Annotated in this window: 17 protein-coding genes; 12 read left to right on the forward strand and 5 right to left on the reverse strand. The window is 58.6% G+C overall.

Annotated elements, in window-relative coordinates; all coding sequences use genetic code 11:
* Positions 1-13: 13 nt before the first annotated feature.
* Entirely contained in the window at positions 14-4,150 is a 4,137-nt protein-coding gene (locus AB4N47_RS03630) for a CheR family methyltransferase (RefSeq protein ID WP_341638990.1), read from the reverse strand.
* Between the two features lie 394 nt (positions 4,151-4,544).
* On the opposite strand from AB4N47_RS03630, the gene AB4N47_RS03635 reads away from it, so the two are divergent.
* From AB4N47_RS03635 to AB4N47_RS03650, 4 genes are all read left to right on the forward strand, one after another.
* Entirely contained in the window at positions 4,545-6,149 is a 1,605-nt protein-coding gene (locus AB4N47_RS03635; RefSeq protein ID WP_016773603.1) for a tetratricopeptide repeat-containing response regulator, read from the forward strand.
* Entirely contained in the window at positions 6,146-6,838 is a 693-nt protein-coding gene (locus tag AB4N47_RS03640; protein WP_460154419.1) for a sensor histidine kinase, read from the forward strand. The genes AB4N47_RS03635 and AB4N47_RS03640 overlap by 4 nt, the downstream gene beginning before the upstream one ends.
* Positions 6,839-7,037: 199 nt before the next feature.
* On the forward strand, positions 7,038-8,279 hold the full coding sequence (locus AB4N47_RS03645; protein WP_341639016.1) for a glutamine synthetase family protein: 1,242 nt from the start codon (positions 7,038-7,040) through the stop codon (positions 8,277-8,279).
* A 69-nt stretch (positions 8,280-8,348) separates the two neighbouring features.
* Entirely contained in the window at positions 8,349-9,731 is a 1,383-nt protein-coding gene (locus tag AB4N47_RS03650; RefSeq protein ID WP_341638991.1) for an MFS transporter, read from the forward strand.
* 72 nt (positions 9,732-9,803) lie between these two features.
* Here AB4N47_RS03650 and AB4N47_RS03655 read toward each other — a convergent pair whose 3' ends face one another.
* From AB4N47_RS03655 to flgA, 4 genes are all read right to left on the reverse strand, one after another.
* Positions 9,804-10,550, reverse strand: coding sequence for a flagellar brake protein (locus AB4N47_RS03655; RefSeq protein ID WP_137213935.1), 747 nt, complete (start codon positions 10,548-10,550; stop codon positions 9,804-9,806).
* 89 nt (positions 10,551-10,639) lie between these two features.
* A complete protein-coding gene (locus AB4N47_RS03660) occupies positions 10,640-11,107 on the reverse strand; it encodes a flagella synthesis protein FlgN (protein WP_039757859.1) in 468 nt (155 codons plus the stop codon).
* 48 nt (positions 11,108-11,155) lie between these two features.
* A complete protein-coding gene (gene flgM, locus AB4N47_RS03665) occupies positions 11,156-11,482 on the reverse strand; it encodes a flagellar biosynthesis anti-sigma factor FlgM (RefSeq protein ID WP_016773609.1) in 327 nt (108 codons plus the stop codon).
* 162 nt (positions 11,483-11,644) lie between these two features.
* Positions 11,645-12,406 (reverse strand): flagellar basal body P-ring formation chaperone FlgA, encoded by a 762-nt coding sequence (flgA, locus tag AB4N47_RS03670; protein ID WP_073472167.1) that lies wholly within the window; start codon positions 12,404-12,406, stop codon positions 11,645-11,647.
* 82 nt (positions 12,407-12,488) lie between these two features.
* Between flgA and AB4N47_RS03675 the strand changes: the two genes are divergently transcribed.
* The 8 genes from AB4N47_RS03675 to AB4N47_RS03710 all read left to right on the forward strand — a co-directional run bounded on the left by AB4N47_RS03675 (position 12,489) and on the right by AB4N47_RS03710 (position 23,299).
* Positions 12,489-13,421 (forward strand): chemotaxis protein CheV, encoded by a 933-nt coding sequence (locus AB4N47_RS03675; protein WP_016773611.1) that lies wholly within the window; start codon positions 12,489-12,491, stop codon positions 13,419-13,421.
* A gap of 46 nt (positions 13,422-13,467) precedes the next feature.
* Positions 13,468-14,295, forward strand: a complete 828-nt coding sequence (gene cheR / locus AB4N47_RS03680) for a protein-glutamate O-methyltransferase CheR (RefSeq protein WP_016773612.1) — start codon at positions 13,468-13,470, stop codon at positions 14,293-14,295.
* Positions 14,296-14,666: 371 nt separating this feature from the next.
* Positions 14,667-15,077 (forward strand): flagellar basal body rod protein FlgB, encoded by a 411-nt coding sequence (gene flgB, locus AB4N47_RS03685; protein ID WP_016773613.1) that lies wholly within the window; start codon positions 14,667-14,669, stop codon positions 15,075-15,077.
* A gap of 3 nt (positions 15,078-15,080) precedes the next feature.
* Positions 15,081-15,524 (forward strand): flagellar basal body rod protein FlgC, encoded by a 444-nt coding sequence (flgC, locus tag AB4N47_RS03690; protein WP_016773614.1) that lies wholly within the window; start codon positions 15,081-15,083, stop codon positions 15,522-15,524.
* A gap of 15 nt (positions 15,525-15,539) precedes the next feature.
* Positions 15,540-16,268, forward strand: a complete 729-nt coding sequence (gene flgD / locus AB4N47_RS03695; RefSeq protein WP_341638992.1) for a flagellar hook assembly protein FlgD — start codon at positions 15,540-15,542, stop codon at positions 16,266-16,268.
* 31 nt (positions 16,269-16,299) lie between these two features.
* Positions 16,300-17,634: a flagellar hook protein FlgE gene (gene flgE, locus AB4N47_RS03700; RefSeq protein WP_341638993.1), complete on the forward strand. Its 1,335-nt coding sequence runs from the start codon at positions 16,300-16,302 to the stop codon at positions 17,632-17,634.
* A gap of 527 nt (positions 17,635-18,161) precedes the next feature.
* Entirely contained in the window at positions 18,162-19,562 is a 1,401-nt protein-coding gene (locus AB4N47_RS03705) for a hypothetical protein (protein WP_460154420.1), read from the forward strand.
* Positions 19,559-23,299, forward strand: a complete 3,741-nt coding sequence (locus AB4N47_RS03710) for a beta strand repeat-containing protein (RefSeq protein WP_460154421.1) — start codon at positions 19,559-19,561, stop codon at positions 23,297-23,299. The genes AB4N47_RS03705 and AB4N47_RS03710 overlap by 4 nt, the downstream gene beginning before the upstream one ends.
* The last annotated feature ends 113 nt before the right edge of the window (positions 23,300-23,412 follow it).

The following is a 23,412-nucleotide window of genomic DNA, read 5'->3' on the forward strand; positions in this document are numbered from 1 at the left end:
GCGCTGGCGAGCTTTACAGCAACTCCGAACGGCGCAACGCCTCGATGGTTTCAATCAGGTCGTCGTACGCCACCGGTTTGCCCAGATGCTGATCGAACCCGGCTTCCCGGGACTTCTGCATGTCGCTCTGAGTGCCATACCCGGTCAGGGCGATCGCCGGTACGTTTTTCACCAGCGGCAGCTTGCGCAGGGCAGCCATCAGTTCATAGCCGGTCATGACCGGCATGCCGAGGTCTGAGATGATCAGATCGTAGCGCGTGCTCTCAGCGGCTTTCAGCGCTGCCACGGGATGGTCGAAGGCCGTCACTTCGGCGTCTTCCATCTCCAGCAGCAGCTTCAAGGTCTCCAGCACTTCCGGCGAGTCGTCGACCAGCAGAATGCTCAAGCCATCGAGCTTGCCGGAAACCGGTTCAACCTCGGCTGTTGCAGCGGTTTCTTCGACATCAGTCGACAGCGGCAGGCGAACGGTAAAGGTACAACCGGCGCCCAGTCCCGGCGAAGCAACCTTCACCGTGCCGTGCTGGGCTTCGGTCAGTTGCCGCACCAGTGACAGGCCGATGCCCAAGCCTTCACGTTGATGGTTGGTGTGCTGTTTTTCCGCCTGGCCGAACAGATCGAAGACGTGTTCGAGGTTTTCCGCAGCGATGCCGACGCCGTTATCCTTGACGTCCAGTTGCGCCATTTTCCCGCTCTTGCTGGCGATCAACTCGATGCGCCCGCTCGGTGGTGTGAACTTCAAGGCATTGTTGACCAGATTCCAGATGATCTGCTCGACCCGTGTCGGGTCGGCATGAATGATCAACGGTGCTTCAGGCAATTGCAGGTCGATGCGCGTGGCATGCTGTTCATTCAGCACTACCGTGTGGATGTCACGCAGAACCGCGCTCAGATCGACACGCGCCAATTGCAGTTTGAGCTTGCCGGTGCGTACCCGTGCTACATCAAGCAGGTCGTCGATGATCCGCGCCTGGCTGTTGACGGCATCGCAGATGGTATTGACCGCTTTGGTCGCCGGGCCGGCAGTACGGATCATCGGCAGGCGCCGCAGCAGTTCGGCGTTGAGCTGGATCAGGTTGAGCGGGTGCTTGAGTTCGTGGGACATGACCGCGAAGAACTCATCACGCAGGGACACCGTATTGCGCGTCTGCGCCAGTTCCTTGCTCTGTTCATCCTGCTGGCGCTTGTGTCCGGTCAGGTCGCGGGCGATTTTTACATAGCCCTGCAAGCGGTCGCCGCTGAGCAGGGTGACCTCGCCGCTGCAGAAGAAACGGCTGCCATCCTTGCGCACATGCCAGCGCTCATCCTCCGAGCGGCCGTGCTGGCGGGCGGTGGATAGTTCACTTTCAGCCATGCCAGCAGCACGGTCTTCGGCTGTGAAGATGAAGTCGTAGTACTGACCTTCGGCCTCGTTTTTGCTGTGGCCAAAGATCAGTTCAGCGCCTTTGTTCCAACTGGTGATCGCACCCATTTCATCGAGGATGATAATCGCGTAGTCACGCGTACTCTCAGCGACCAGACGCATGCGTTCTTCGCCCAGGCGCAACTCTTCCTCGGCTTCGCGGCGCTTGCTGATGTCGATGAAGGTCAGCACCGTGCCGTCGATATGGTCTTCGCTGGAACGATAAGGCAGCAAGCGGGCGATGTACCAGCGGTTATCGGTACTGCTGACCTCGCGTTCGATCATGTTCAGCGATTCGAACACTTGCGCCGCATCCTCGGTCATCGCCGGGTAATTCAGGCGATGGGTGATATCCAGCAGTGAACGGCCGGTGTCTACCGGCAACATGCTGAAGATGTCGGTGGCGCGCGGCGTGAACCATTTGATACGCATGCTGCGATCAACGAACACCGTAGCAATGTCAGTAGAAGCGATCAGATTGGTCAGATAATCGTTGATCTTGTCGGTTTCTTCGACTTTGGTCTTCAGCTCGTAGTTGACCGTCAACAGCTCTTCATTGATTGACTGCAACTCTTCCTTGCTGGTCTCGAGCTCTTCGGTGGCCGAGCGCAGTTCTTCGTTGATCGCCTGCATCTCCTCGTTGGAAGCCTTGAGCTCTTCGCTGGAGATTTCCGACTGTTCGATGGTGTCCTGCAAATGCAATTTGGTGCGTTGCAGCTCACGTTCCAGATTCGAGAGCACTTGGCTTTCAGTCTGCAGCACCGTGGTCAGCGCCTGCTCGTGCGCGTCGATCTCCGTTTCATCGAAGGTCACCAGCACGCACTCGCTGTCGAAGTCGTCGTCCTTGTACGGCTGCGCAATCAGCGTGATGCGGTACTGACGCTCCTCGCGCTTGAGCAGCACTTCACGCGAGCGCACGGTAAGGTTGCTTTGCTGCACCTGGAACAGCGTCGTGCGGATTTCCAGGCGCAGTTCCGGCAGGATCAGCGTCAGCAAGTTGCGTGACAGCTCGCCGCCGACATGCCGCAGGAAGCGCCCGGCGGCTTCGCTCATGTGAAGGATATCGGCGTTGGTGTCGACGATGATGCTCGGCGGGGCGAAGCGTTCTATGGCGCGGCGGTGGATATCGGCAAACGACAGCTTGACGGGCTCGATGGCTTTCGATGGCGGTCGGGAAACGCTGGTGCGCATGTAACCGCCACGCGGCATGGTCGGGGTGCGGCGGCTGTTCGCGGTGCCGGTCTTGGCGCGGAAGATGCGGTTGCGCTTGTCCACGGGCGCGAACAGTTCATGGCAGGCATCGGCGCTTTCCGAAGTGCCGAGAAACAGGAAACCACCCGGTCGCAGGGCGAAGTGGAACATCTGCAGGATTTCCCGCTGCACCTCGCGATCCAGGTAAATCAGCAGATTGCGGCAAACGATCAGGTCGATCTGCGAGAACGGCGGATCGGACAACAGGCTGTGCTTGGCGAACAGCACTTTCTCGCGGATTTCCTTGCGAATCCGGTAATGCTCATTGTCCTTGACGAAATAATGCCGAAGGCGTGTTGGCGGTACGTCGGTGACGATGGCTTGCGGATAGGTGCCGGCGCGGCCAGTGGTGATCGCGCGTTCGTCGATATCGGTGGCGAACACTTGCAGGTTGGCCTTGCTGCTTTGTACCTGCATCTGATCATCGAGCAGGATCGCCAGGCTGTAGGCTTCTTCGCCGGTCGAGCAGCCGGCAGACCAGATGCGCAGTTCTTCTTTTTCCGACGAGTCGGCAACCGATTGCACCAGTTGCGGCAGCACATCGCGCTCAAGGGCTTCGAAGGCTTCGCGGTCACGGAAGAAGTTGGTCACGCCGATCAGCATATCGCCGAGCAGGGCCTTGGATTCTTCCGGGGTATTTTGCAGGTAGTCGTAATAGGCGCCGAGGTCAGACTGGCTGGTGACCTGCATGCGCCGCTCGATGCGGCGCAGCACGGTGGCGCGCTTGTAGTGTTTGAAATCGTGACCGGTGCTGCTGCGCAGGTACAACAGGATTTCATGCAGGCGTTGTTCGGCGATCGACGCTTCGTGTTCGTTTGCAGGCTTCAAGGCTTTCAGGTCGGGATCATTGGCGCTGGGTAATTTGATGTTCTGAGAGTTGCGCCACAGCTCCATCAGTTTCTGCGGCATCTCGACCACTGGCAGTATCAGATCGACCATGCGCGTCTCGATGGCGGCACGCGGCATGCCGTCGAACTCGGCGTCTTCCGGCACTTGCACCAGCGTCACGCCACCCTGTTCCTTGATTCGCGACAAGCCCACCGCACCATCGGAACCGGTGCCTGAAAGCACCAGGCAAAAAGCCCGCTCGCGATGCACATCGGCCAGATCGCGGAAGAACAGGTCGATGGCAGTGTGGCGCGCTTGCGGTGAGCCAGCGGGGCTGACGCGCAGGTAGCCGTCATTCATCGTCAGCGAGTGCGCCGGAGAAATCACGTACACGCAGTTCTTTTCGATCGGCACCGGCTGCGTCACTTGCAGCACCGGCATGCGCGTCGATTCCTGAATGATCTGGTCGGCGATGCTCTGGTGATCGGGCGACAGGTGCAAAATGATCACGAACGCCATGCCACTGTCCTTCGGCATATGCTCGAAAAACAGCTTGGTCGCTTGCAGGCCGCCCGCCGAGGCGCCGATGCCCACCACGGGGAAATTCAGGTGGCTGGGTGTCAGGTCCTTGCGTTCGGGCGCAGAGGGCGAGGCAGGGGTTTTCGAGGTCATCACTTCGGCCTTTTTTGTGGCGGTACAAGCGTATCGCGGACGTCCGGGGGCGCAGGTAATTGAGCAGAATAAACCTCATTTGCTAATCTGCCTGCACTTTTGAAGGACAAATGTGCTGCCTGTGTTTTTGACATCCGGTGATTGGCAACCGTGCCGATTAATTTTCCGGCGTGATGATCGGTGGTCAGTCGTCGTTGATTTCGATCCTCGGACGCTTCGACAATCTCAACGAAGAATCTTGAGCACCACCCTCAGGCCCCGGGATTTTTGGCCGATAACCCGAACGGTGAGTTCAGACTCCAGCGAAATCGCTTGATGGCGCATGGCCTCCGGCTATCATCTGCGCGCCTGAAATCGCCTCGGTTCGTTTTCTTCAATTGCCTGGAAATCTTCGATGTCGTCGTATCACCAAAAAAGCTTTCTGATCGTCGATGATTTTTCCGATTTCCGCAGTTCCGTGCGTTCGATGTTGCGTGAGCTCGGCGTCAAGGATGTCGATACTGCCGACACTGGGGAGCAGGCGCTGAAGATGTGCTCGCAGAAGTCCTACGATTTCATTCTTCAGGACTTCCACCTCGGCGACGGCAAGAAGAATGGCCAGCAGGTGCTCGAAGACCTGATGTCGGAAAAGCTCATCAGCCACGAAGCCGTTTTCGTCATGGTCACCGCTGAGACCAGTCAGGCGATGGTGCTCAGTGCGCTGGAGCACGAGCCGGATGCGTACCTGACCAAGCCGTTCAACCGTTCCGGACTGGCCCAGCGTCTTGAGCGTCTGGAGCAACGCAAGACGTTGCTCAAACCGATTCTGCAGGCCCTCGATCGCGGTAAGCCGGTCGAGGTGCTCAACGCCTGTATTGCGTTGTGCAAACAGGACATCCGCTATTCGCCGCTGTGCCTGCGCTACCGCGCCGACGCCCTGCGCGACATGAACCAGAACGAAGCGCTGGAGCGGCTCTACGACGGCATCATTGCCGACCGGCCGTTGCCGTGGGCCTTCGCTGGATTGGGCAAGTTGCTGTTCAAGCGCGGGCAGGTCTCGCAGGCCAAAGAGGTCTATGAAAAGGCCTTGAAAGTGTTCCCGATGATGCCGGCACTGTATGACGGCATGGCTGATGTGCTGGTGGCCGAAGGCGACAGCAAAGGCGCGCAGCGGGTGCTCGAAGAAGCGATCCGTCTGTCGCCGCTGGCGGTGCGCCGCCAGGCTTTGCTCGGCAAACTGGCGATGGCCAACGAAGATTTCGAAACCGCCTCGCGGGCTTATCGTCAGGCCGTGGCGCAGGGCGCGCAGTCGCGTTTCAAGGACCCGGAAAGCAATCTCGGCCTGGCGCACGCGCTGATCAGCAAGGGCAGCGATCGCGGTCTCGACACGCGCACGCGGCTGGAGATCAACACCACCCTCAGTGCCGTGGCCAAGGAGAACCCGAGCGATCCCGGCCTGCAAATTCGCGCGCGGCTGATGAAGGCCACCAGCCTGTTGCTCAACGACGCTGAAACCGCCGACAAACTCACCGAACAAGCACTGATGCGCCTCGATGGCATGGAGCAATTCATGAGCCCCGAGGCGGCGTTGCTGGTGGCCAAGCAGTTGCAGATGCTCGGTCAGGCCGAGGCGGGCACTTCGATGCTCAAGAGCTGCGCGGAGATTTACGGTGATGACCCGGCGGTGATGAAAGACATCGCCAAGCTCACCGACGATCCGACCATTCTCAGCTCGAGCAACGCTGCGGCCGATCTCAACCGCCAGGGCGTGCGCGTGTACAAGACCGGCAATCTGGTCGAGGCCCGCGAGGTGTTCCGCAAGGCGCTCAAGCTGCAACCGAAAAACATCAGTATTGCGCTGAACCTGGCCCAGTCGCTGCTGCACGGCACCGACACCAGTGTGCCGTCGGCGGAGCTGGAAGAATGTCGGGCCTGCCTGAAACTGGTGGGCCTGATGCCCGACACCGACGCGCGGTTTGCGCGTTATCAGAAGCTGAAAAGCAAGGCGTTTGGCGAATGAACCCAATTGATCCGGCGCTGGATTTTTCCACGGTGATTGCCTCCACCGTCCACGACATGAAGAATTCCCTGGCCATGCTGATGCAGGCGCACAGCCAATGGCTCGCGCGTCTGCCCAAAGAGCTGCGCGACGGCTCGGAGCAGGGCGTGATCGACTTCGAGTTCGCCCACCTCAACGGCATGCTGGTGCAGTTGCTCGGGCTGTACAAACTCGGCGTCAACCAGTTGCCGCTACAGCCGGCGTATCACGAACTCGATGATTTCATCGAGGCGCAACTGGCCGCGCATCAGGAAGTGTTTGCCAGTCGCGGCATCATCGCCACCTATGAAGTCGATCCGTTGAGCCCGCTGGGTTTCTTCGATCGCGAGCTGATCGCTTCGGTGCTCGGTAACTGCATCAACAATGCGATCCGTTACGCCCGCGAGTCGTTGCTGATTACTGTCAGTGATGAAGCCGGGCAACTGGTATTGAGCATCAACGACGATGGCGACGGCTATCCAGCAGAGATGCTCGAGCGTCAGGCCGATTATGTGCAGGGCATCAATCACAGCAGCGGCAGCACCGGCCTCGGTCTGTATTTCGCCAATCGCATCGCCGCGCTGCATCAGCGCATCGGCGTGGAAGGGCGCACCGAAATCAGCAATGGCGGGCCGTTGGGTGGTGGGGTATTCAGCCTTTACCTGCCGTGACAGGCTTTTTGTTTGACGCTGCTTGATATTCCGAACAGCCGCAGCCTATTTTGTCCGGGTCGCCGTTCGCGGCTCGCACAACAACAAGGATTGCGTCATGACAACCGATGGCCAGGGTTCACTCGCGCAGCGATTGACCGGCATTGATGAGATTGAATGTGTCACCCCGGATCTGAACGGTGTGCCACGGGGCAAGGTGATGACCGCCGAGGGTTTTCTCGAAGGGCGGCGTTTGCAGTTGGCGCGGGGTGTGCTGCTGCAATGCATCATGGGCGGCTATCCGCCGGCGCGGTTCTACGGCAGCGATGACGGCGATCTGGCGCTGGTCGCCGATCCTGCGCAGATTCACCGTTTGCCCTGGAGCGACGAGCCGCGCGCCATGGCGATTTGCGACGCCGACGAACTGAGCGGGGAGAGCTCAAGTCTGTCGACCCGTGGCCAGCTCAAAGCGGTCATCGCCCGTTACGCCGCGCACGGTCTGGCGCCGGTGGTGGCGACCGAGCTGGAATTTTTTGTCTTCGCACCGAACAACGATCCGACTCAGCCGTTCCGTCCGCCGGTCGGCCTCGACGGCCGTCGCGAAGATGGCCAGTCGGCGTTCAGCGTCGGTTCCAACAACGGTCTGCGGCCATTCTTCAGTGAAGTGTATAAGTGCATGGCAGCGCTCGGCCTGCCACGCGACACCTTCATGCATGAAATGGGCGTCAGCCAGTTCGAGATCAATCTGCTGCACGGCGACCCGCTGCTGCTGGCCGATCAGACGTTCCTGTTCAAGCACCTGCTCAAGGAAGTCGCGCTCAAGCATGGCCTGAGCGTGGTGTGCATGGCCAAGCCGCTGGCACATACGCCGGGCAGCTCGATGCATATTCACCAGAGCATTGTTGAAATCGGCAGCGGCAAGAATGTCTTTACCGACTCGAACGGCGAGCCGACGGCGATGTTCCGCCACTTCATCGGCGGGCAACAGGCAGGCCTCGCCGATTTCACCGCACTGTTTGCGCCCAACGTGAATTCCTATCAGCGCCTGTGTCATCCGTACGCGTCGCCGAACAATGCCTGCTGGTCCCATGACAATCGCGCCGCCGGCTTGCGTATTCCCGCCAGCTCGCCGGTCGCACGTCGGGTCGAAAACCGTTTGCCGGGCGCCGACGCCAACCCTTATCTGGCGATCGCCGCCAGTCTGGCTGCGGGTTTGCACGGCATCGAACAGGAACTGGAGCCGAGCGCGGCAATCCAGGGTGAGTTCGCCGTGCCGGATAATCTGGCCTTGCCGTGTACCTTGCACGCCGCGCTGGAGCGTCTGAAACGTAGCCAGTTGGCGAGGGAACTGTTCGGGTCGGAGTTCATCGAAGGCTACATCGCTTCGAAGACCATGGAGTTGACCAGCTTCTTTGATGAAATCACTCCCTGGGAGCGCCGTGTGCTGGCCGCCCAGGCCTGACGTATCGCTGCTGCCGGGCTGTCGTTCTGACCGCCCGGTATTTACTGCAAGGAGCCGCTCGGAACGCCGATGCGCCAAATCTGGAAATCCTTTCGAGCGCTGTATTTCGCCTCGCTGATGATGTTGATCGGCTCAGGCCTTCTTTCTACTTATCTGGCTTTGCGTCTGGCTGCCGACAACGTCGACGGGCTGTGGGTCGGTGCGCTGATGGCGGCCAACTATTTCGGTCTGGTGCTGGGCGGCAAGATCGGCCATCGCCTGATTGCCCGGGTCGGGCATATCCGTGCCTACTCGGCGTGTGCCGGGATCGTCGGCGCGGCGGTGCTCGGCCATGGGCTGGTGGACTGGCTGCCGGCGTGGCTGGTGCTGCGGACGATCGTCGGTCTCGGCATGATGTGTCAGTACATGGTCATCGAGAGCTGGCTCAACGAGCAGGCCGACGCCAATCAGCGTGGACTGGTGTTCAGCGGTTACATGATCGCCTCGTATCTGGGCCTGGTGCTGGGTCAGCTGATTCTGGTCATGCACCCCGGCCTCGGGCTGGAACTGCTGATGCTGGTGGCGCTGTGCTTTGCCCTGTGTCTGGTGCCGGTGACGTTGACCCGACGGATTCACCCGGCGCCTCTGCACCCGGCGCCGATGGAGCCGCGCTTCTTTATCAAACGCGTACCGCAATCGCTGAGCACAGTGCTCGGCGCCGGTTTGATCATCGGTTCGTTTTATGGTCTGGCGCCGCTGTATGCCTCGCAACAGGGGCTGACGACCGAGCAGGTCGGTCTGTTCATGGGTAGCTGCATTTTTGCCGGTCTGCTGGTGCAGTGGCCGTTGGGCTGGTTGTCCGACCGTTATGACCGCGCGCTGCTGATTCGCTGCTTTGCCGGGTTTCTGGCCGTGGCGGCGTTGCCGTTGGCGATCATGCCGCAGGTGCCGCTGGAGGTGTTGTTCGTCGTTGGTTTCTTCTGTTCGCTGGTGCAGTTCTGCCTGTATCCGCTGGCGGTGGCGTTTTCCAACGACCACGTCGAAGGCGATCGCCGCGTGTCACTGACCGCCATGTTGCTGGTGACTTACGGTGTTGGCGCGAGCATCGGGCCGCTGCTGGCGGGTGTGCTGATGAAGTTTCTCGGCAGCCAGAGCCTGTATGCGTTCTTCAGTTTCTTCGCGTTGGTGCTGGTCTGGCGGATTCGTCCGAAAGCAGTGACCAACCTGCACCAGGTCGACGACGCACCGCTGCATCACGTGGCAATGCCGGACAGCATGTCGAGCTCGCCGCTGGTGGCGGCGCTTGACCCGCGTGTCGATGAGCAGGTGGTGCAGGAGCAGATGGTGCAGGATCCGGCGCCGGTCAATCCTGAGCCTGAGCCCGAAGCGCAGCCGGAAGCAGTCGTTGAAACCGAACTGGACAGCGGCAATGACGATAAGCCTGCGCCAGATATCAGTGGTGGCAGGCCCTGAACCGAAGGTAAACATCGGCGCATAAAAAAGGGCAGCCCTGTGAGGGACTGCCCTTTTTTTGATCGCTGTGACTCAGAGATCGTCTTTGTCGAAACGCCGTGCTTCACGCTGCAACTGATAAACAAAACGCTCGACGTTGCGCGCAGCCTGGCCACTGATGTTGTGGAAGCGCAGACCGGCGAAGGTGATGTTGAGTTTTTCTTCGAAGTGCAGGTAGCGCAGCTCGACCGACGTTGGCTGATTGCCGAACAGCGGCGGGGCGATCAGACGATCGTAGACCTGGCCCAGTTGCAGGCGATCAGTGATGTCGCCTTCGAAGCGGAACTTGCAACCGGTCGCGGAAATGTCCAACAGCTTGCCGTGGATAGGCGCCTTGAGCTTTTCGCCGCCCAGTTCGACGCTGACCAGATCGGTGAGTTTCAGCGCAGCGCGGAAGGCATTGCGGCGCTGGTGGTAGACCACTTCGCTCGGCAGGTCGCCGGTGTAGAAACGGTCGCCGTCGGATTCTTCGATGTTGAGAGTGCCGTTGCATTCCCAGGCGATGCGCACGCCGTCATGAAAGCCTTCGACCTTGAACGGTTCGCCAGCCTGGAGGAAGCGCTCTCCATCGCGCGGGATCATTTCGTCCAGCGCAATCGTTGCGGTTTCGCGGTCGACCTTGATCAGGTAACTCTGAAAGCGCTGGCTGCGTTCATGGAAGGTGATGATCAGCGGATCGTGGCTGTCTTGCAGCTGGCGCAGGTTGCTGGAGATTTCCAGTGGCGTGGTGAGCACCTTTGGAGGCTGCGGAGCATCATCCGCGCTTAGGGTGTTGGACACGGTTCTTCAATCTCCAGACAAAATAAGACGACTGGCCAGTATTTTGCCAGCATGTTGCGCAAGTGGATAGTGCAGGGCCAGCGAATGGCTCATGCCTGGCTGAGCGTTCGCGGCTTGACCGGTTTGGCAAAGGTGCCGCTGGCGTCATACAGCGCTGGCGGCTCGCCGCCGGTGAGGATCTTCAGCTGATTGGCGGTGGTCGCCTGCTGGATCTGGATCGACTGGCCGTTCTTGACGTTGGCAGCCTGGCACTGGGCGATCAGCGCGGTCAGGGCATCGCCCTGGGCCAGCAACTGGTCGCCAATGCTCGACTGGCTGGCCAGTTGCTCAAGACCTGTGCGATCGGTCGGCAGGTTGAGGCTGGCGAGGATTTCGCTGCGCTTGCGGCCATGCTGCTCGAGCAGAATGATCAACGCTTGCTTGGTCGCCAGAATTTCTTCCAGCAACGGCATGTCACGACCATGCAAAGCGAGGGATTCGGTTTGCAATAACTCCAGCAATTGTTGCGCTGGAGCAAAGTCGTCGTTGATCAGTTGCAATAAGTTAGTGTCGTGCATAGCTGGCCTTGGGGTTTAAGCGTCCAAAAGCCTGGCGCCGGCAAAAGCCTAGCGCTGGGCTTCGAAGTTGAGCAGTTTGCTGGCTACACGGTTGCTGTCGACTTTATAGCTGCCATCGGCAATCGCGGCTTTCAACTCGGCCACACGGGCTTTGTCGACAGCAGGCTGATCGCGCAGCTTGTCAGTGACCTTCTGCAACTGTTGAGCCTCATTGCTGAGGTGTACCGACTCCCCGCTTTTGGCGACATTGGCCTGTTCGGCCTGGGTATTCAGCGGCGCGGAGGGGCTGTTTTCAGCGCTTTCCTTGGCGTTGCTGGTACGTGTGCTGCCGGTTAGTGACGAGGAACTGTTCAATCGGTTGAAATCGATAACCATGATAAAAAACCTCTGGGAATTTGGACGCTTGCCATGTTTTCGGCTATCCCCTGAAAAACTTTAGGCCCAATCAACCATAAGCTTGCATGCGCCGTTGCGAGACCTGCTGCGGCACAGTTTAGGGAAGCGACGGGATCGGCGCCAGTTTTCTCCACGAGGCTTTTACATGGCCACTTCGACCTGTCCCGGCGCAATCACCTGCGCCTTGATAACTCTTTGAGAATTAAGGTTTTTTACGCGAATCTGTTCTTTCATGCCGCCATTGGAGAGCGCTTCCCCCGGCATGCGTACGGCAAGGGTGCCGCTGCGCGCAGTGATCACCACCTGGTCACCCTTGCGCACCACTTCGGCCTGTTCCAGATGCACCAGGGTGATGACCTGATCGGCGACCGTTGGTCGGGTAAGTTTCTGCCCGATCGCTTCGTCGACGGAAGTCAGGAAACCCTGGTTGATCGTGCTGACGTCGCGCTCGCGCAAGGTCACATCCTGCGGCTCGATAATGCCGGCGCGTTTCAGCGGACGGGTGGTCGTCACGATCTCGCGAAACAGGCGGACTTGAGCGGGTACGAACACCGTCCAGGGCGAACTGCCTTCGCAGCGAACCTTCACCGTGACGCGGCCCAGCGGGCGTGCCGGGCTCTCCAGTGTGGCTGTCAATTCCTTGTCGCACATGGGCATGCGCATGCGCGGGTCGAGCTGGTTGACTTCGATTTCGTAGCGGCCTTCGGTTTGACTGGAAGCCAAATAGTCTTCTACGGTGAATTCAAGAAAGCCCTGAGTCACGCCGATAAGCATATCAGGCAAGGTAACCGCATCTGCATGGGCAGGACTGCCAGCAAGCAAGCAGCAAACGGCGGACACCGCGCAAAGCCCTTTGCGAAGGGAGGATGTCAGGCGTCGGGAAAATGTCGTTTGAGCGTTCATACGAGTTAAAAAGCAAGCGCCGTGCCGTTTAGCAATGAATGTGCGTCGCAACAACACTTGGCGTTGGTGTAGGAGTCTGGGCATGGCTGGTGTAATGGATTCGGTGAACCAGCGCACGCAACTGGTAGGGCAGAATCGCCTCGAGCTGCTGTTGTTCCGTCTCGACGGGCCGCAGCTCTATGGGATCAACGTGTTCAAGGTACGGGAAGTGTTGCAATGCCCGTCGCTGACGTTGATGCCCAAATCCAGTCCTGTCGTGTGCGGGGTAGCGAATATACGGGGAGCGACCATTCCGATCCTGGATCTGGCAATGGCAACGGGCTCCGGTGCGTTGAAAGACAAGAACAGTCCGTTCGTGATCATCACGGAGTACAACACCAAGACCCAGGGTTTCCTGGTCCGCTCGGTGGAGCGCATCGTCAACATGAACTGGGAAGAGATCCATCCGCCACCCAAGGGTACCGGTCGCGATCACTACCTGACCGCTGTAACCCGGGTCGACAATCAGTTGGTCGAAATCATCGACGTCGAGAAGGTGCTGGCCGAAGTGGCGCCGACGCCGGAAGCGATTTCGGTGGGCGTGGTCGATGTCGAGACGCAGACCAAGGCGTTGTCGCTGCGGGTGCTGACGGTCGATGACTCGTCGGTGGCGCGCAAGCAGGTCACGCGTTGTCTGCAGACCATCGGTGTCGAAGTGGTGGCGCTGAACGACGGCAAGCAGGCGCTGGATTACCTGCGCAAGCTGGTCGACGAGGGCAAGAAGCCGGAAGAAGAGTTCCTGATGATGATTTCCGACATCGAGATGCCGGAGATGGACGGGTACACCCTGACGGCGGAAATCCGCGGCGACGCGCGCATGCAAAAGCTCCATATCATCCTGCATACTTCGTTGTCGGGGGTATTCAATCAGGCGATGGTGAAGAAAGTCGGTGCTGATGACTTTCTGGCCAAATTCCGTCCTGATGACCTCGCATCCCGGGTAGTCGACCGGATCAAAGCAGCAGATATCAGCTAGGGACCTTCTGTCCCTGGCGGTCAACACGATTTAAGAGGCGGCATCATTGTCTACGGGTAATTTGGATTTCGAACAGTTCCGGGTCTTCCTGGAAAAAGCCTGTGGCATTCTGCTCGGTGAAAACAAGCAGTATCTGGTCTCGAGCCGTCTCAACAAACTGATGGAGCAGCAAGGCATCAAGTCCCTGGGTGAGCTGGTACAGCGCATCCAGACCCAGCCGCGCAGCGGTTTGCGCGAGCAGGTGGTCGATGCCATGACGACCAACGAAACCCTGTGGTTTCGCGACACCTATCCGTTTGAAGTCTTGAAGAACAAGGTACTGCCGGAAGCGATCAAGGCCAGCCCCAACCAGCGTCTGCGGATCTGGTCGGCGGCCTGCTCGTCGGGACAGGAACCGTACTCGCTGTCGATGTCGATCGACGAGTTCGAGCGCAGCAACCTGGGTCAGTTGAAGATGGGTGTGCAGATCGTTGCCACCGATCTGTCGGGCCTGATGCTCAACAACTGCAAGACCGGCGAGTACGACAGCCTGGCGATCGGTCGCGGTCTGTCGCCGGAACGCCTGCAACGCTACTTCGACCCGAAAGGGCCGGGGCGCTGGGTGGTCAAGGCGCCGATCAAGAGCCGGGTGGAATTCCGCTCGTTCAACCTGCTCGACAGTTACGCAGCGCTGGGCAAGTTCGACATCGTGTTCTGCCGCAACGTGTTGATCTACTTCTCTGCCGAAGTGAAGAAGGACATCCTGTTGCGCATTCACAGCACGTTGAAGCCGGGCGGGTACCTGTTCCTTGGCGCTTCGGAAGCGCTGAACGGATTGCCGGATCATTACCAGATGGTTCAGTGCAGCCCGGGGATTATCTACAAGGCGAAATAAGCGGTTTGCAGTGATACAAAAAACGGGAGGCCCGCAAAGGCTTCCCGTTTTTTTATGCCCGAATTATTTTCCACGAGCACCACAAACCCCCTGTGGGAGCGAGCCTGCTCGCGATAGCGGTCTGTCCGTAAGACAGTTGGCGCCTGACACGCCGCCTTCGCGAGCAGGCTCGCTCCCACAGGGATCTGCGCTGACCTGGCAAGGACGGCAAGCGGCAGAAAAGCGGCATCCGGCGGTAACCGGTTGCCGCTTTTCTGGCATTGCCGCTTTGCCTGTCAGGCGCAAAGCCCCGGAATACGGGGCTTTGTTCATTTGGCACGGCGCTTGCTAAAGCTCAGATACGAAAAACCGGTCACCTGAAGGTTCCCGACATGAGCATCAGCTTCGACAAAGCGCTGGGCATTCACGAAAAGGCATTGGGCTTCCGCGCTCAGCGTGCCGAAGTGCTGGCCAACAACATCGCCAACGCCGACACCCCGAACTACAAGGCGCGGGATCTGGATTTCTCCAAAGTGCTCGAAGCACAGACCGAGAAGACCAAGACCGGCGGCCACTTTGCCCTGAACATGACCAACAGCCGGCACATCGAGGCTGAAGGGCTGGGCAATGGCGACGAGTCGCTGATGTATCGCACGCCGATGCAGCCTTCGATCGACCAGAACACCGTCGACGCTCAACTGGAACAGTCCAACTACGCGGAAAACGCCGTCGGCTTCCAGGCCAGCTTCACCTTGCTCAACAGCAAATTCAAAGGGCTGGTGTCAGCCCTGCGCGGAGAATAATCCATGTCCCTGTCCAGCGTTTTCAACATTGCCGGCAGCGGCATGAGCGCGCAGACCACACGCCTGAACACCGTGGCTTCGAACATCGCCAACGCCGAAACCGTTTCGTCGAGCATCGACCAGACCTACCGCGCGCGCCATCCGGTATTCGCCACCATGTTCCAGGGCGGCCAGGCCGGCGGCAGCAATTCGCTGTTCCAGAACCAGGACGCGGCCGGGCAGGGCGTGCAGGTGCTCGGCGTCGTCGAAGACCAGAGCAATCTTGAAGCGCGCTACGAGCCGAACCATCCGGCTGCCGACGCCAAGGGCTACGTCTACTACCCGAACGTCAACGTGGTGGAAGAAATGGCTGACATGATTTCTGCGAGCCGCTCGTTCCAGACCAACGCGGAAATGATGAACACCGCCAAAACCATGATGCAGAAGGTACTGACCCTCGGTCAGTAATAAGGGGCGACTGCCATGAGCGTTACGGATACCACCAGCAGCCTGAGCATGAACGACATCCTGGCCAACTCGTCGAAGAAGGCCAGCAGCACTACGTCGGGCGGCATCGCTTCGGCGACCAACAGTGCCACCGGCGGCCAGGCGCTGGGCAAGGATGCTTTCCTGCAATTGCTGGTCACCCAGCTGAAAAACCAGAACCCGCTCGACCCGCAGGACAACAGCGCGTTCGTTGCGCAACTGGCGCAGTTCAGCAGCCTTGAAGGCATCACCACGCTGAACTCCACCGTCAGCGGCCTTGCCGGCAACTACAACTCGTCGCAAGCGCTGCAGGCTTCGTCGCTGGTCGGTCGCAACGTGATCGTGCAGACCAACACCGCGCAGCTCGATGACCCGAGCAAAGGCCTGACCGGTTCTGTCAGCGTGCCGTCGTCGATTGCCGGAGGCACCGTGACCATTACCGACAAGGACGGCAAGACCGTGCGCACCATCGACCTGGGCAGCCGCGCTGCCGGCGATGCCAGTTTCACTTGGGACGGCAAGGACACCGCCGGCACCGTGGTTCCGGTCGGCACTTACACGTTCAAGGCCAGCGCACCGATCAACGGCACCGCGACCGACCTGGCGACCTACCTGCCGGCGACCGTCAACAGCGTGACGATCAGCCAGACCGGTGGCGAGCTGATGCTCAACCTGGCCGGCAAGGGCACCGTTGCCCTGTCCAAAGTACAAACCATTGGTATATAGAGCCGACTAACCCGGCACGAAGGAGTGGAACATGTCTTTTAACATCGGCCTTAGCGGTCTCTATGCCGCCAACAAACAACTCGACGTAACCGGCAACAACATCGCCAACGTCGCCACCGCCGGTTTCAAATCCTCGCGCGCAGAATTCGAAGACGTCTATTCGTCGACTCGTCTGGGCAGCGGCAGCAAAGTGATCGGCAACGGCGTGCGCCTGGCCAACGTTTCCCAGCAGTTCACCCAAGGTGACATCAACAACACTGGCAACGTGCTGGACATGGGCATCAACGGTTCCGGCTTCTTCACCATGAGCAACAACGGCTCGATCTCGTACACCCGTGCCGGTACGTTCAAGGTCGACAACGCCGGTTACATCACCAACACCGACTACACCTCGCGTCTGCAAGGTTACGGTGTGGATGCCAACGGCAAGATCATCAACGGTGTGTTGACTGACCTCAAGATCGATACTTCGAACCTGGCGCCGAAGTCGACTTCGGCGGTGACTTCGAGCATCAACCTGAATTCGTCCGCCACTAAAATCATCGACACGGGCGCCACCCCCGTGGTGTTCGATCCGTCCAAGCCTGAGACTTACACCAAATCGTTCAGCACCCCGATCTATGACACGCAGGGCAACGCGCATGTTATGGATCAGTATGTAGTGAAGACCGGTGATAACGTCTGGAAGGTGTACACCTTGGTTGACGGCCGTAACCCGGATGCTACCGGTAGCGATCCAACCAAGACTCCACCAGTGGCTTCAACACTGACGTTCGACAGTTCCGGCAAGTTGCTTCAGGTCAGTACGCCTAATCCGGCAGACCCGACCAATCCGATTATCAGCAGTGATTTGACCCTGAACAACTGGGTGCCAGGCACCGTGACCAATGGTAATTTCACGCCTAATGGCGCTTCGGCCAACCCGAATGGCGTGACCATTTCGATGGCCAAGACCACGCAGTACAACGCTGATACCTCGCGCACGATTCCGACTCAGGATGGTTACGCCACCGGCCAGATCACCAACCTGACGATCGATGGCACCGGTACGCTGTTCGCCAACTTCAGCAACAACCAGAGCAAGGCGATTGGTCAGGTTGCACTGGCCAGCTTCACCAACGAACAGGGCTTGCAGGCTGTCGGTGGCACTAGCTGGAAAGAGACTTTCGCTTCGGGTATTCCGGGCTACGATGCGCCGAAGACTGGTACGTTGGGTGAGGTGGTGTCCAACTCGCTGGAAGAGTCGAACGTTAACCTGACCAACGAGCTGGTTGACCTGATCAAAGGTCAGAGCAACTATCAGGCGAACGCCAAGACCATTTCGACTCAGAGCACGATTATGCAGACCATTATTCAGATGACCTGATTGATCTATTGGCTCTGCATCACTAAAAACCGACGTCCTGAGGCGTCGGTTTTTTTGTGCGCGCTAGCACGCTGCGCATCGATTTTTTTACCGTTCGTCGTCTGGGGTGGTGTGGAAATTGCTGCGTCTGCGGACTAGAGCAGCCACCGTCAAACTTTCGACCGGTGTTCGTCACGGTGTGGCAGTAGGCTGCGCCGACATGGAGGTCATCAACGCTCTTAGGATGGAGTACCTGTGAACAATCTCAAAGCTGTCCGTGCGCCGATCCAGGTGCTGCAACTGACAAGCCATAGGCCCGCCGAGCAGGCAGAGCCAGTGAATCCTTCCTGCGTAATCAGATTTCGTTGCCTATCGGGCTGGTCGCTGGTGTCGCGTGTACGCACCGTTGCTCGTCGTACCGCATCGAAGGCGCTGCCTTGCCTGCTCAATACAACACGTAACAATGCCCAGTGCATGCTCAGAGAGGGGCGACCCCGAAGCGCCTGGCGTCTTAGCGCAGTTTCCGACACACACACAAGGAAGATGTAATGGCAGTTATATATGGCACCAACGCTGCGGATACCCTGTTGGGTACCGCTGGTGATGATCAGATTCGGGGCTATGCCGGGGATGACGTGTTAAATGGCGGCGCTGGTAACGATGTATTGATGGGTGGGGAAGGGGCCGACCAGATCAACGGCGGTTCGGGAGTTGATATAGCCAGTTATGAGGATGTGACTAATGTCATTTCGGTAACGCTGAATCTCAAGACAGGTGTGCACACCGGCGCCGCCAAGGGCGATACGTTCACCGATATCGAAGTGTTTCGGGGTACGAACTGGGCGGACACTTTCGTCAGTGGTTCCGGAGCCGACACCTTTGATGGTCTTCAGGGAAATGACACGCTTAGCTACGCAACATCTGACCAGGCTATCAATATTTTTTCCTCTGTCGGGGCTGCTGGCACGGGTACCGGTGGGGACGCCCAAGGCGATTCATTCACCAATGTTGAAACCATTGTCGGTTCGGCATTCAACGATACCTTCACCCTCACCGGCGGTGGGCTGACGCTTAACGGCGGGGCCGGCAACGACGTTTACATAATCAACGGCAATACCAACGCCAGCATCATCGAAGCAGCAGGCGGCGGTGACGATGAGGTTCGCACCACGCAAAACACTGCTTATCTGGCGGTAAACGTCGAGCGTCTGACCTTTACCGGCACGGGTAACTTCAAAGGCGTTGGCAACGCCGGCGACAATGTCATCACCGGAGGGGCAGGTGACGATGTCTTGACGGGTGGCGCAGGTGCCGACCAATTGTCGGGAGGGGCCGGTTTCGATATCGCAAGTTATGAAGAAGTGGTCAATGGCGTTCCCGTGACACTGAACCTCAAGACCGGGGTCAACACAGGCATTGCGCTAGGCGACAGTTACTTCGGCATCGAACTCTACAAAGGTACGAATTACGGCGATACCTTTGTCAGTGGCGCGGCAGCCGATAACTTCGACGGTCTGCAGGGCGCGGATACGCTCAGCTATTCGACGTCGGATCAGGCCGTCCACATTCTGTCCTCCGTTGGCGGTGCAGGTACCGGTACTGGCGGAGATGCACAGGGGGACTCGTTCACCAATGTTGAAACGATTGTCGGTTCAGCGTTCAACGATACCTTCACCCTCACCGGCGGCGGACTGACACTTAACGGCGGGGCGGGTAACGATGTTTACATAATCAGCGGCAACACTAACGCTGGCATCATTGAAGTGGCAGGCGGCGGCGACGATGAGGTGCGCACCACACAAAACACCGCATATCTGGCGGCAAATGTCGAACGCCTGACCTTTACGGGGGGCGGGAACTTCAAGGGCACCGGTAACGCTGGTGACAACATCATTACGGGCGGCGCGGGTGACGACGTATTGATCGGGGGGCAGGTGCAGATCAATTGAATGGTGGTGCCGGCTTCGATACCGCCAGCTATGAAGATGTTGTTAATGGCGTCGGTGTGACGCTCAATCTCAAGACCGGCAGTAATACCGGCATTGCCTTGGGAGACAGCTACTCCGGTATCGAACTCTACAAGGGAACGAACTACACAGACACGTTTGTCAGCGGTGCGGCTGCCGATGCCTTCGATGGGCTTCAGGGTAGCGACACCCTGGACTATTCGACCTCTGCCGAGGCCATAAACATTCTTTCGTCCATTGCTGGAGCCGGTACTGGCTCTGGCGGCGATGCCCAAGGTGACTCGTTCACCAATGTCGAAACCATCGTCGGCACGGTATTCAACGATACGTTCACCCTCACCGGCGGTGGACTGGTGCTCAACGGCGGTGCGGGCGACGATGTTTATGTTTTAAACAACAATGCCAACGGCGTCATCATCGAAACAGCTGGCGGTGGTATCGACCAACTCTTCACCAATAAAGTCGACATGACGCTGGCTGCCAACGTTGAACGCCTCACTTACACCGGTACCGGCAACTTCACGGGGCGGGGCAATGCCGGAGATAACGTTATTACCGGCGGCAGCGGCAACGATGTGTTGATCGGCGGAGCAGGGGCAGATCAGCTCATCGGCGGCGCCGGTCTGGACACTGCCAGCTATGAAGATGAAAGGACCGGTGCTGGTGTGACCCTAAATCTGAAGACTGGCGTGCACACGGGCATGGCTCAGGGAGACACTTTCGAGAGCATCGAGGCAATCCGGGGTTCGGCCTATGGCGATACTTTCTTCGCCGGTACTGGAGCCGACACGCTGGATGGCGCGGGTGGTCTGGACAAGCTGGATTACGCGGATTCGTCCCAAGCCATCAGCCTGTCCATTGCCAACGGTGCCGGCACTGGCTCGGGTGGTGACGCGCAAGGCGACCAGTTCAGCAATATGGAGTGGATTGGTGGCTCGGCCTATGCAGACCGGTTCTCAGCGACTGCTGGAACAATCACCGTCAGTGGCGGGGCGGGCGACGACGTTTACGTCGTCGATGCCAGCGGGGTGATCAACGCCATCGAAGTTGCGGGAGGGGGTGATGATGAGATACGTACCAGTCAGGCCAGTGGTGTGCTGGGGGCGGAAATCGAACGATTGACCTATACCGGCAGCGGCAACTTCACCGGGCGGGGCAATGCCAGTGACAACGTCATCACCGGCGGTGCGGGTAACGATGTGCTCATGGGGGGAGCGGGCGCTGACCAGTTCATCGGCGGGAGTGGTATCGACACTGTCAGCTATGAGGATGACCCCACTAAAGCAGGGGTAACCGTCGACCTGAAGAATGGCGTTCATACAGGGATAGCTGCCGGTGATACCTTCTCCGGCATTGAAGGTTTCCGTGGTTCAGCCAATGGCGATACGTTTGTCGCCAGTCTTGCGGTCGATACCCTTGATGGCGCTGGCGGCATCGACAAACTGGATTACTCCAGTTCCGCCCAGGCCATCACCCTGTCCGTTACCAATGGCGGCGGCGTTGGAGTGGGCGGCGATGCTCAGGGCGACGTGTTCAGCAACTTCGAGAACATCATCGGTACAGCTCAGGATGATCAGTTCACCCTCGCAGCGGGCTCGATGACGTTTGCCGGGGGGGCAGGTAACGATGTCTACATCGTTAACGGCACGGGTGCATTGACTGTCATCGAGACCGTCGACGGTGGCTATGATGAAGTGCGCACCAGCCAGGCCAGCGCTACATTAAGCGCTGGCGTAGAGCGCCTGACCTATACCGGAACAGGGACCGGCAACTTCACGGGGAGAGGTAACGCCAGTGATAACGTCATCACTGGCGGTAGCGGCAATGACGTACTCATGGGCGGTGGCGGTGCCGATCAATTGATCGGCGGCGCCGGTAATGACACTGTCAGTTACGAGGATGATTACAGTGGCGTCGGCGTGACGCTGAACTTCAAGACCGGCGTACACACCGGGATTGCCGCCGGAGACACCTTTTCCGGAATCGAGACGTTCCGGGGCTCCTCCTCCAACGACACTTTCGTTGCAAGTGTCCAGGCCGATGTGTTTGACGGCGCGGGCGGCACCGCTGACAAGCTGGACTATTCCGGATCTGCTCAAGGTGTCGTTTTGACGGTCGCCAACAATGCGGGGTCAGGGGTTGGCGGTGATGCGCAAGGCGATGTGTTCAGCAATTTCGAGAACATTGTCGGGACTGCTCTGGATGATCAGTTCACAGTCACTGCCAGTACGATGAACTTTACCGGCGGACAGGGCAATGACGTCTACTTTGCCACGGGCACCGGTTCGGTTCTGGTCACTGAGCTGGCGGGAGAGGGTGATGATGAGGTACGCACCAATCAAGTCAGTTACACCTTGAACGCCGAAGTAGAACGGTTGACCTATACGGGAACGGGCAACTTTACCGGCCACGGCAATGTGGGCGACAACATCATCACCGGAGGGGCAGGCAATGACGTCCTGTTTGGTGGTCTAGGAGCGGATCAATTGATTGGCGGTGCAGGTTTCGACATTGCCAGTTATGCCGATGGCGGCATGGCGATTGTCAGCACTAAAACTGGCGTTGCCAATGGAGGCTCGGCAGCAGGGGATACCTATAGCAGTATTGAGCAGATAAACGGCTCCAATGCCGGCGATATTTTCATCGGCGGCGCGGGTGCGGATCGCTTCGATGGCGGTGCCGGTGTCGACTTCCTCAGCTTTGCCTATGAAACCGAGGGTGTCACCTTCAATCTCGGCGCTCCGCCTTTGACCGGTGTGGGGGCAGGTGACGTGTACACCTCGATCGAGGCTTTCCTGGGTTCCAACTATGCGGACACCTTTACCGGCAGCACTGCAGCAGCTGAAAGCTTCGTAGGTGGAGGCGGTGCGGACGTGCTGTTCGGCGTCGGACGCGGCGATGCGGCCTGGTATGTCAACAGTTCGGCAGCCGTGCAGGTCAACCTGTTGACCGGTGCAGGCATCGGAGGTGATGCCGAGGGGGATGTGTTGAGCAACATCGACAACCTGGTCGGTTCTGCATTCAGCGATACGCTGACAGGTAACGCGCTAGCTAACATGATCGAAGGCGGAGACGGAAACGATATCATTGACGGTGGCGACGGCAACGACATTCTGTACGGCAATAGCTTCACCATCACGGGGGCGTTGACTGGCCAGCCTGCTACCGACAACCAGGCAGACATTATTCATGGTGGCAACGGTAACGACTACATTGCAGGTTACGTACTTGATGCAGGATCGCTTTACTACGGCGACGGCGGTAATGACCGGATTACTGTCGTGTCCGCGATTGCAGACGGTGGCGACGGCGATGACGAGTTAATAGCCATCGGCAATGGTTATGAACTACATGGCGGTGCAGGAAACGACAAACTCTATCTGAGCGCTTCGGGTGATGGCTATGGTGGTGAAGGAAGCGATCAGTATTTCGTCGCCTCGAAGACCATGGTGGCGATTTTCGATGACGGGGTTACCGGTACTGACACTGTTACCCTGAGGAATATTCAGACTTTCAATGATGTTGTACTCAAATCGAATGACTTGGGGGTCTACATTTTCAATCGCGCCGATGTCGAAAGTGGCAATCTCAACTCCGGTGTCTTCCTCAAAGATTGGAATGCCGGCGCCAACAACATTGAAAAGTTCTACACCAACAACGGTGAGTCCTTCACTATTCCTGTCGTAGGGCAGGCAATGACGGAGTCATTCGCAGTTTGACGAAGGCGTTGTAACCCAGATAACGGTGAAGCCTGAACTCAGGTTTCGCCGTTTTTTTCGGCTACGATATTTGCCACGGATAAAGAAAACCCCCAACAAACCAGAAGTCTGTC

It is taken from the genome of Pseudomonas sp. S3_G06, from assembly GCF_054667565.1.

Excerpts from the sequence above, each read along its gene's own strand:
- AB4N47_RS03640 (WP_460154419.1), top strand. The coding sequence starts at position 6,146 with ATGAACCCAATTGATCCGGCGCTGGATTTTTCCACGGTGATTGCCTCC.
- AB4N47_RS03660 (WP_039757859.1), bottom strand. The coding sequence starts at position 11,107 with ATGCACGACACTAACTTATTGCAACTGATCAACGACGACTTTGCTCCA.
- AB4N47_RS03675 (WP_016773611.1), top strand. The coding sequence starts at position 12,489 with ATGGCTGGTGTAATGGATTCGGTGAACCAGCGCACGCAACTGGTAGGG.
- flgB (WP_016773613.1), top strand. The coding sequence starts at position 14,667 with ATGAGCATCAGCTTCGACAAAGCGCTGGGCATTCACGAAAAGGCATTG.
- flgD (WP_341638992.1), top strand. The coding sequence starts at position 15,540 with ATGAGCGTTACGGATACCACCAGCAGCCTGAGCATGAACGACATCCTG.
- AB4N47_RS03635 (WP_016773603.1), top strand. The coding sequence starts at position 4,545 with ATGTCGTCGTATCACCAAAAAAGCTTTCTGATCGTCGATGATTTTTCC.
- flgM (WP_016773609.1), bottom strand. The coding sequence starts at position 11,482 with ATGGTTATCGATTTCAACCGATTGAACAGTTCCTCGTCACTAACCGGC.
- AB4N47_RS03630 (WP_341638990.1), bottom strand. The coding sequence starts at position 4,150 with ATGACCTCGAAAACCCCTGCCTCGCCCTCTGCGCCCGAACGCAAGGAC.
- flgE (WP_341638993.1), top strand. The coding sequence starts at position 16,300 with ATGTCTTTTAACATCGGCCTTAGCGGTCTCTATGCCGCCAACAAACAA.
- AB4N47_RS03645 (WP_341639016.1), top strand. The coding sequence starts at position 7,038 with ATGACCGCCGAGGGTTTTCTCGAAGGGCGGCGTTTGCAGTTGGCGCGG.
- AB4N47_RS03650 (WP_341638991.1), top strand. The coding sequence starts at position 8,349 with ATGCGCCAAATCTGGAAATCCTTTCGAGCGCTGTATTTCGCCTCGCTG.
- flgC (WP_016773614.1), top strand. The coding sequence starts at position 15,081 with ATGTCCCTGTCCAGCGTTTTCAACATTGCCGGCAGCGGCATGAGCGCG.
- AB4N47_RS03705 (WP_460154420.1), top strand. The coding sequence starts at position 18,162 with ATGGCAGTTATATATGGCACCAACGCTGCGGATACCCTGTTGGGTACC.
- flgA (WP_073472167.1), bottom strand. The coding sequence starts at position 12,406 with ATGAACGCTCAAACGACATTTTCCCGACGCCTGACATCCTCCCTTCGC.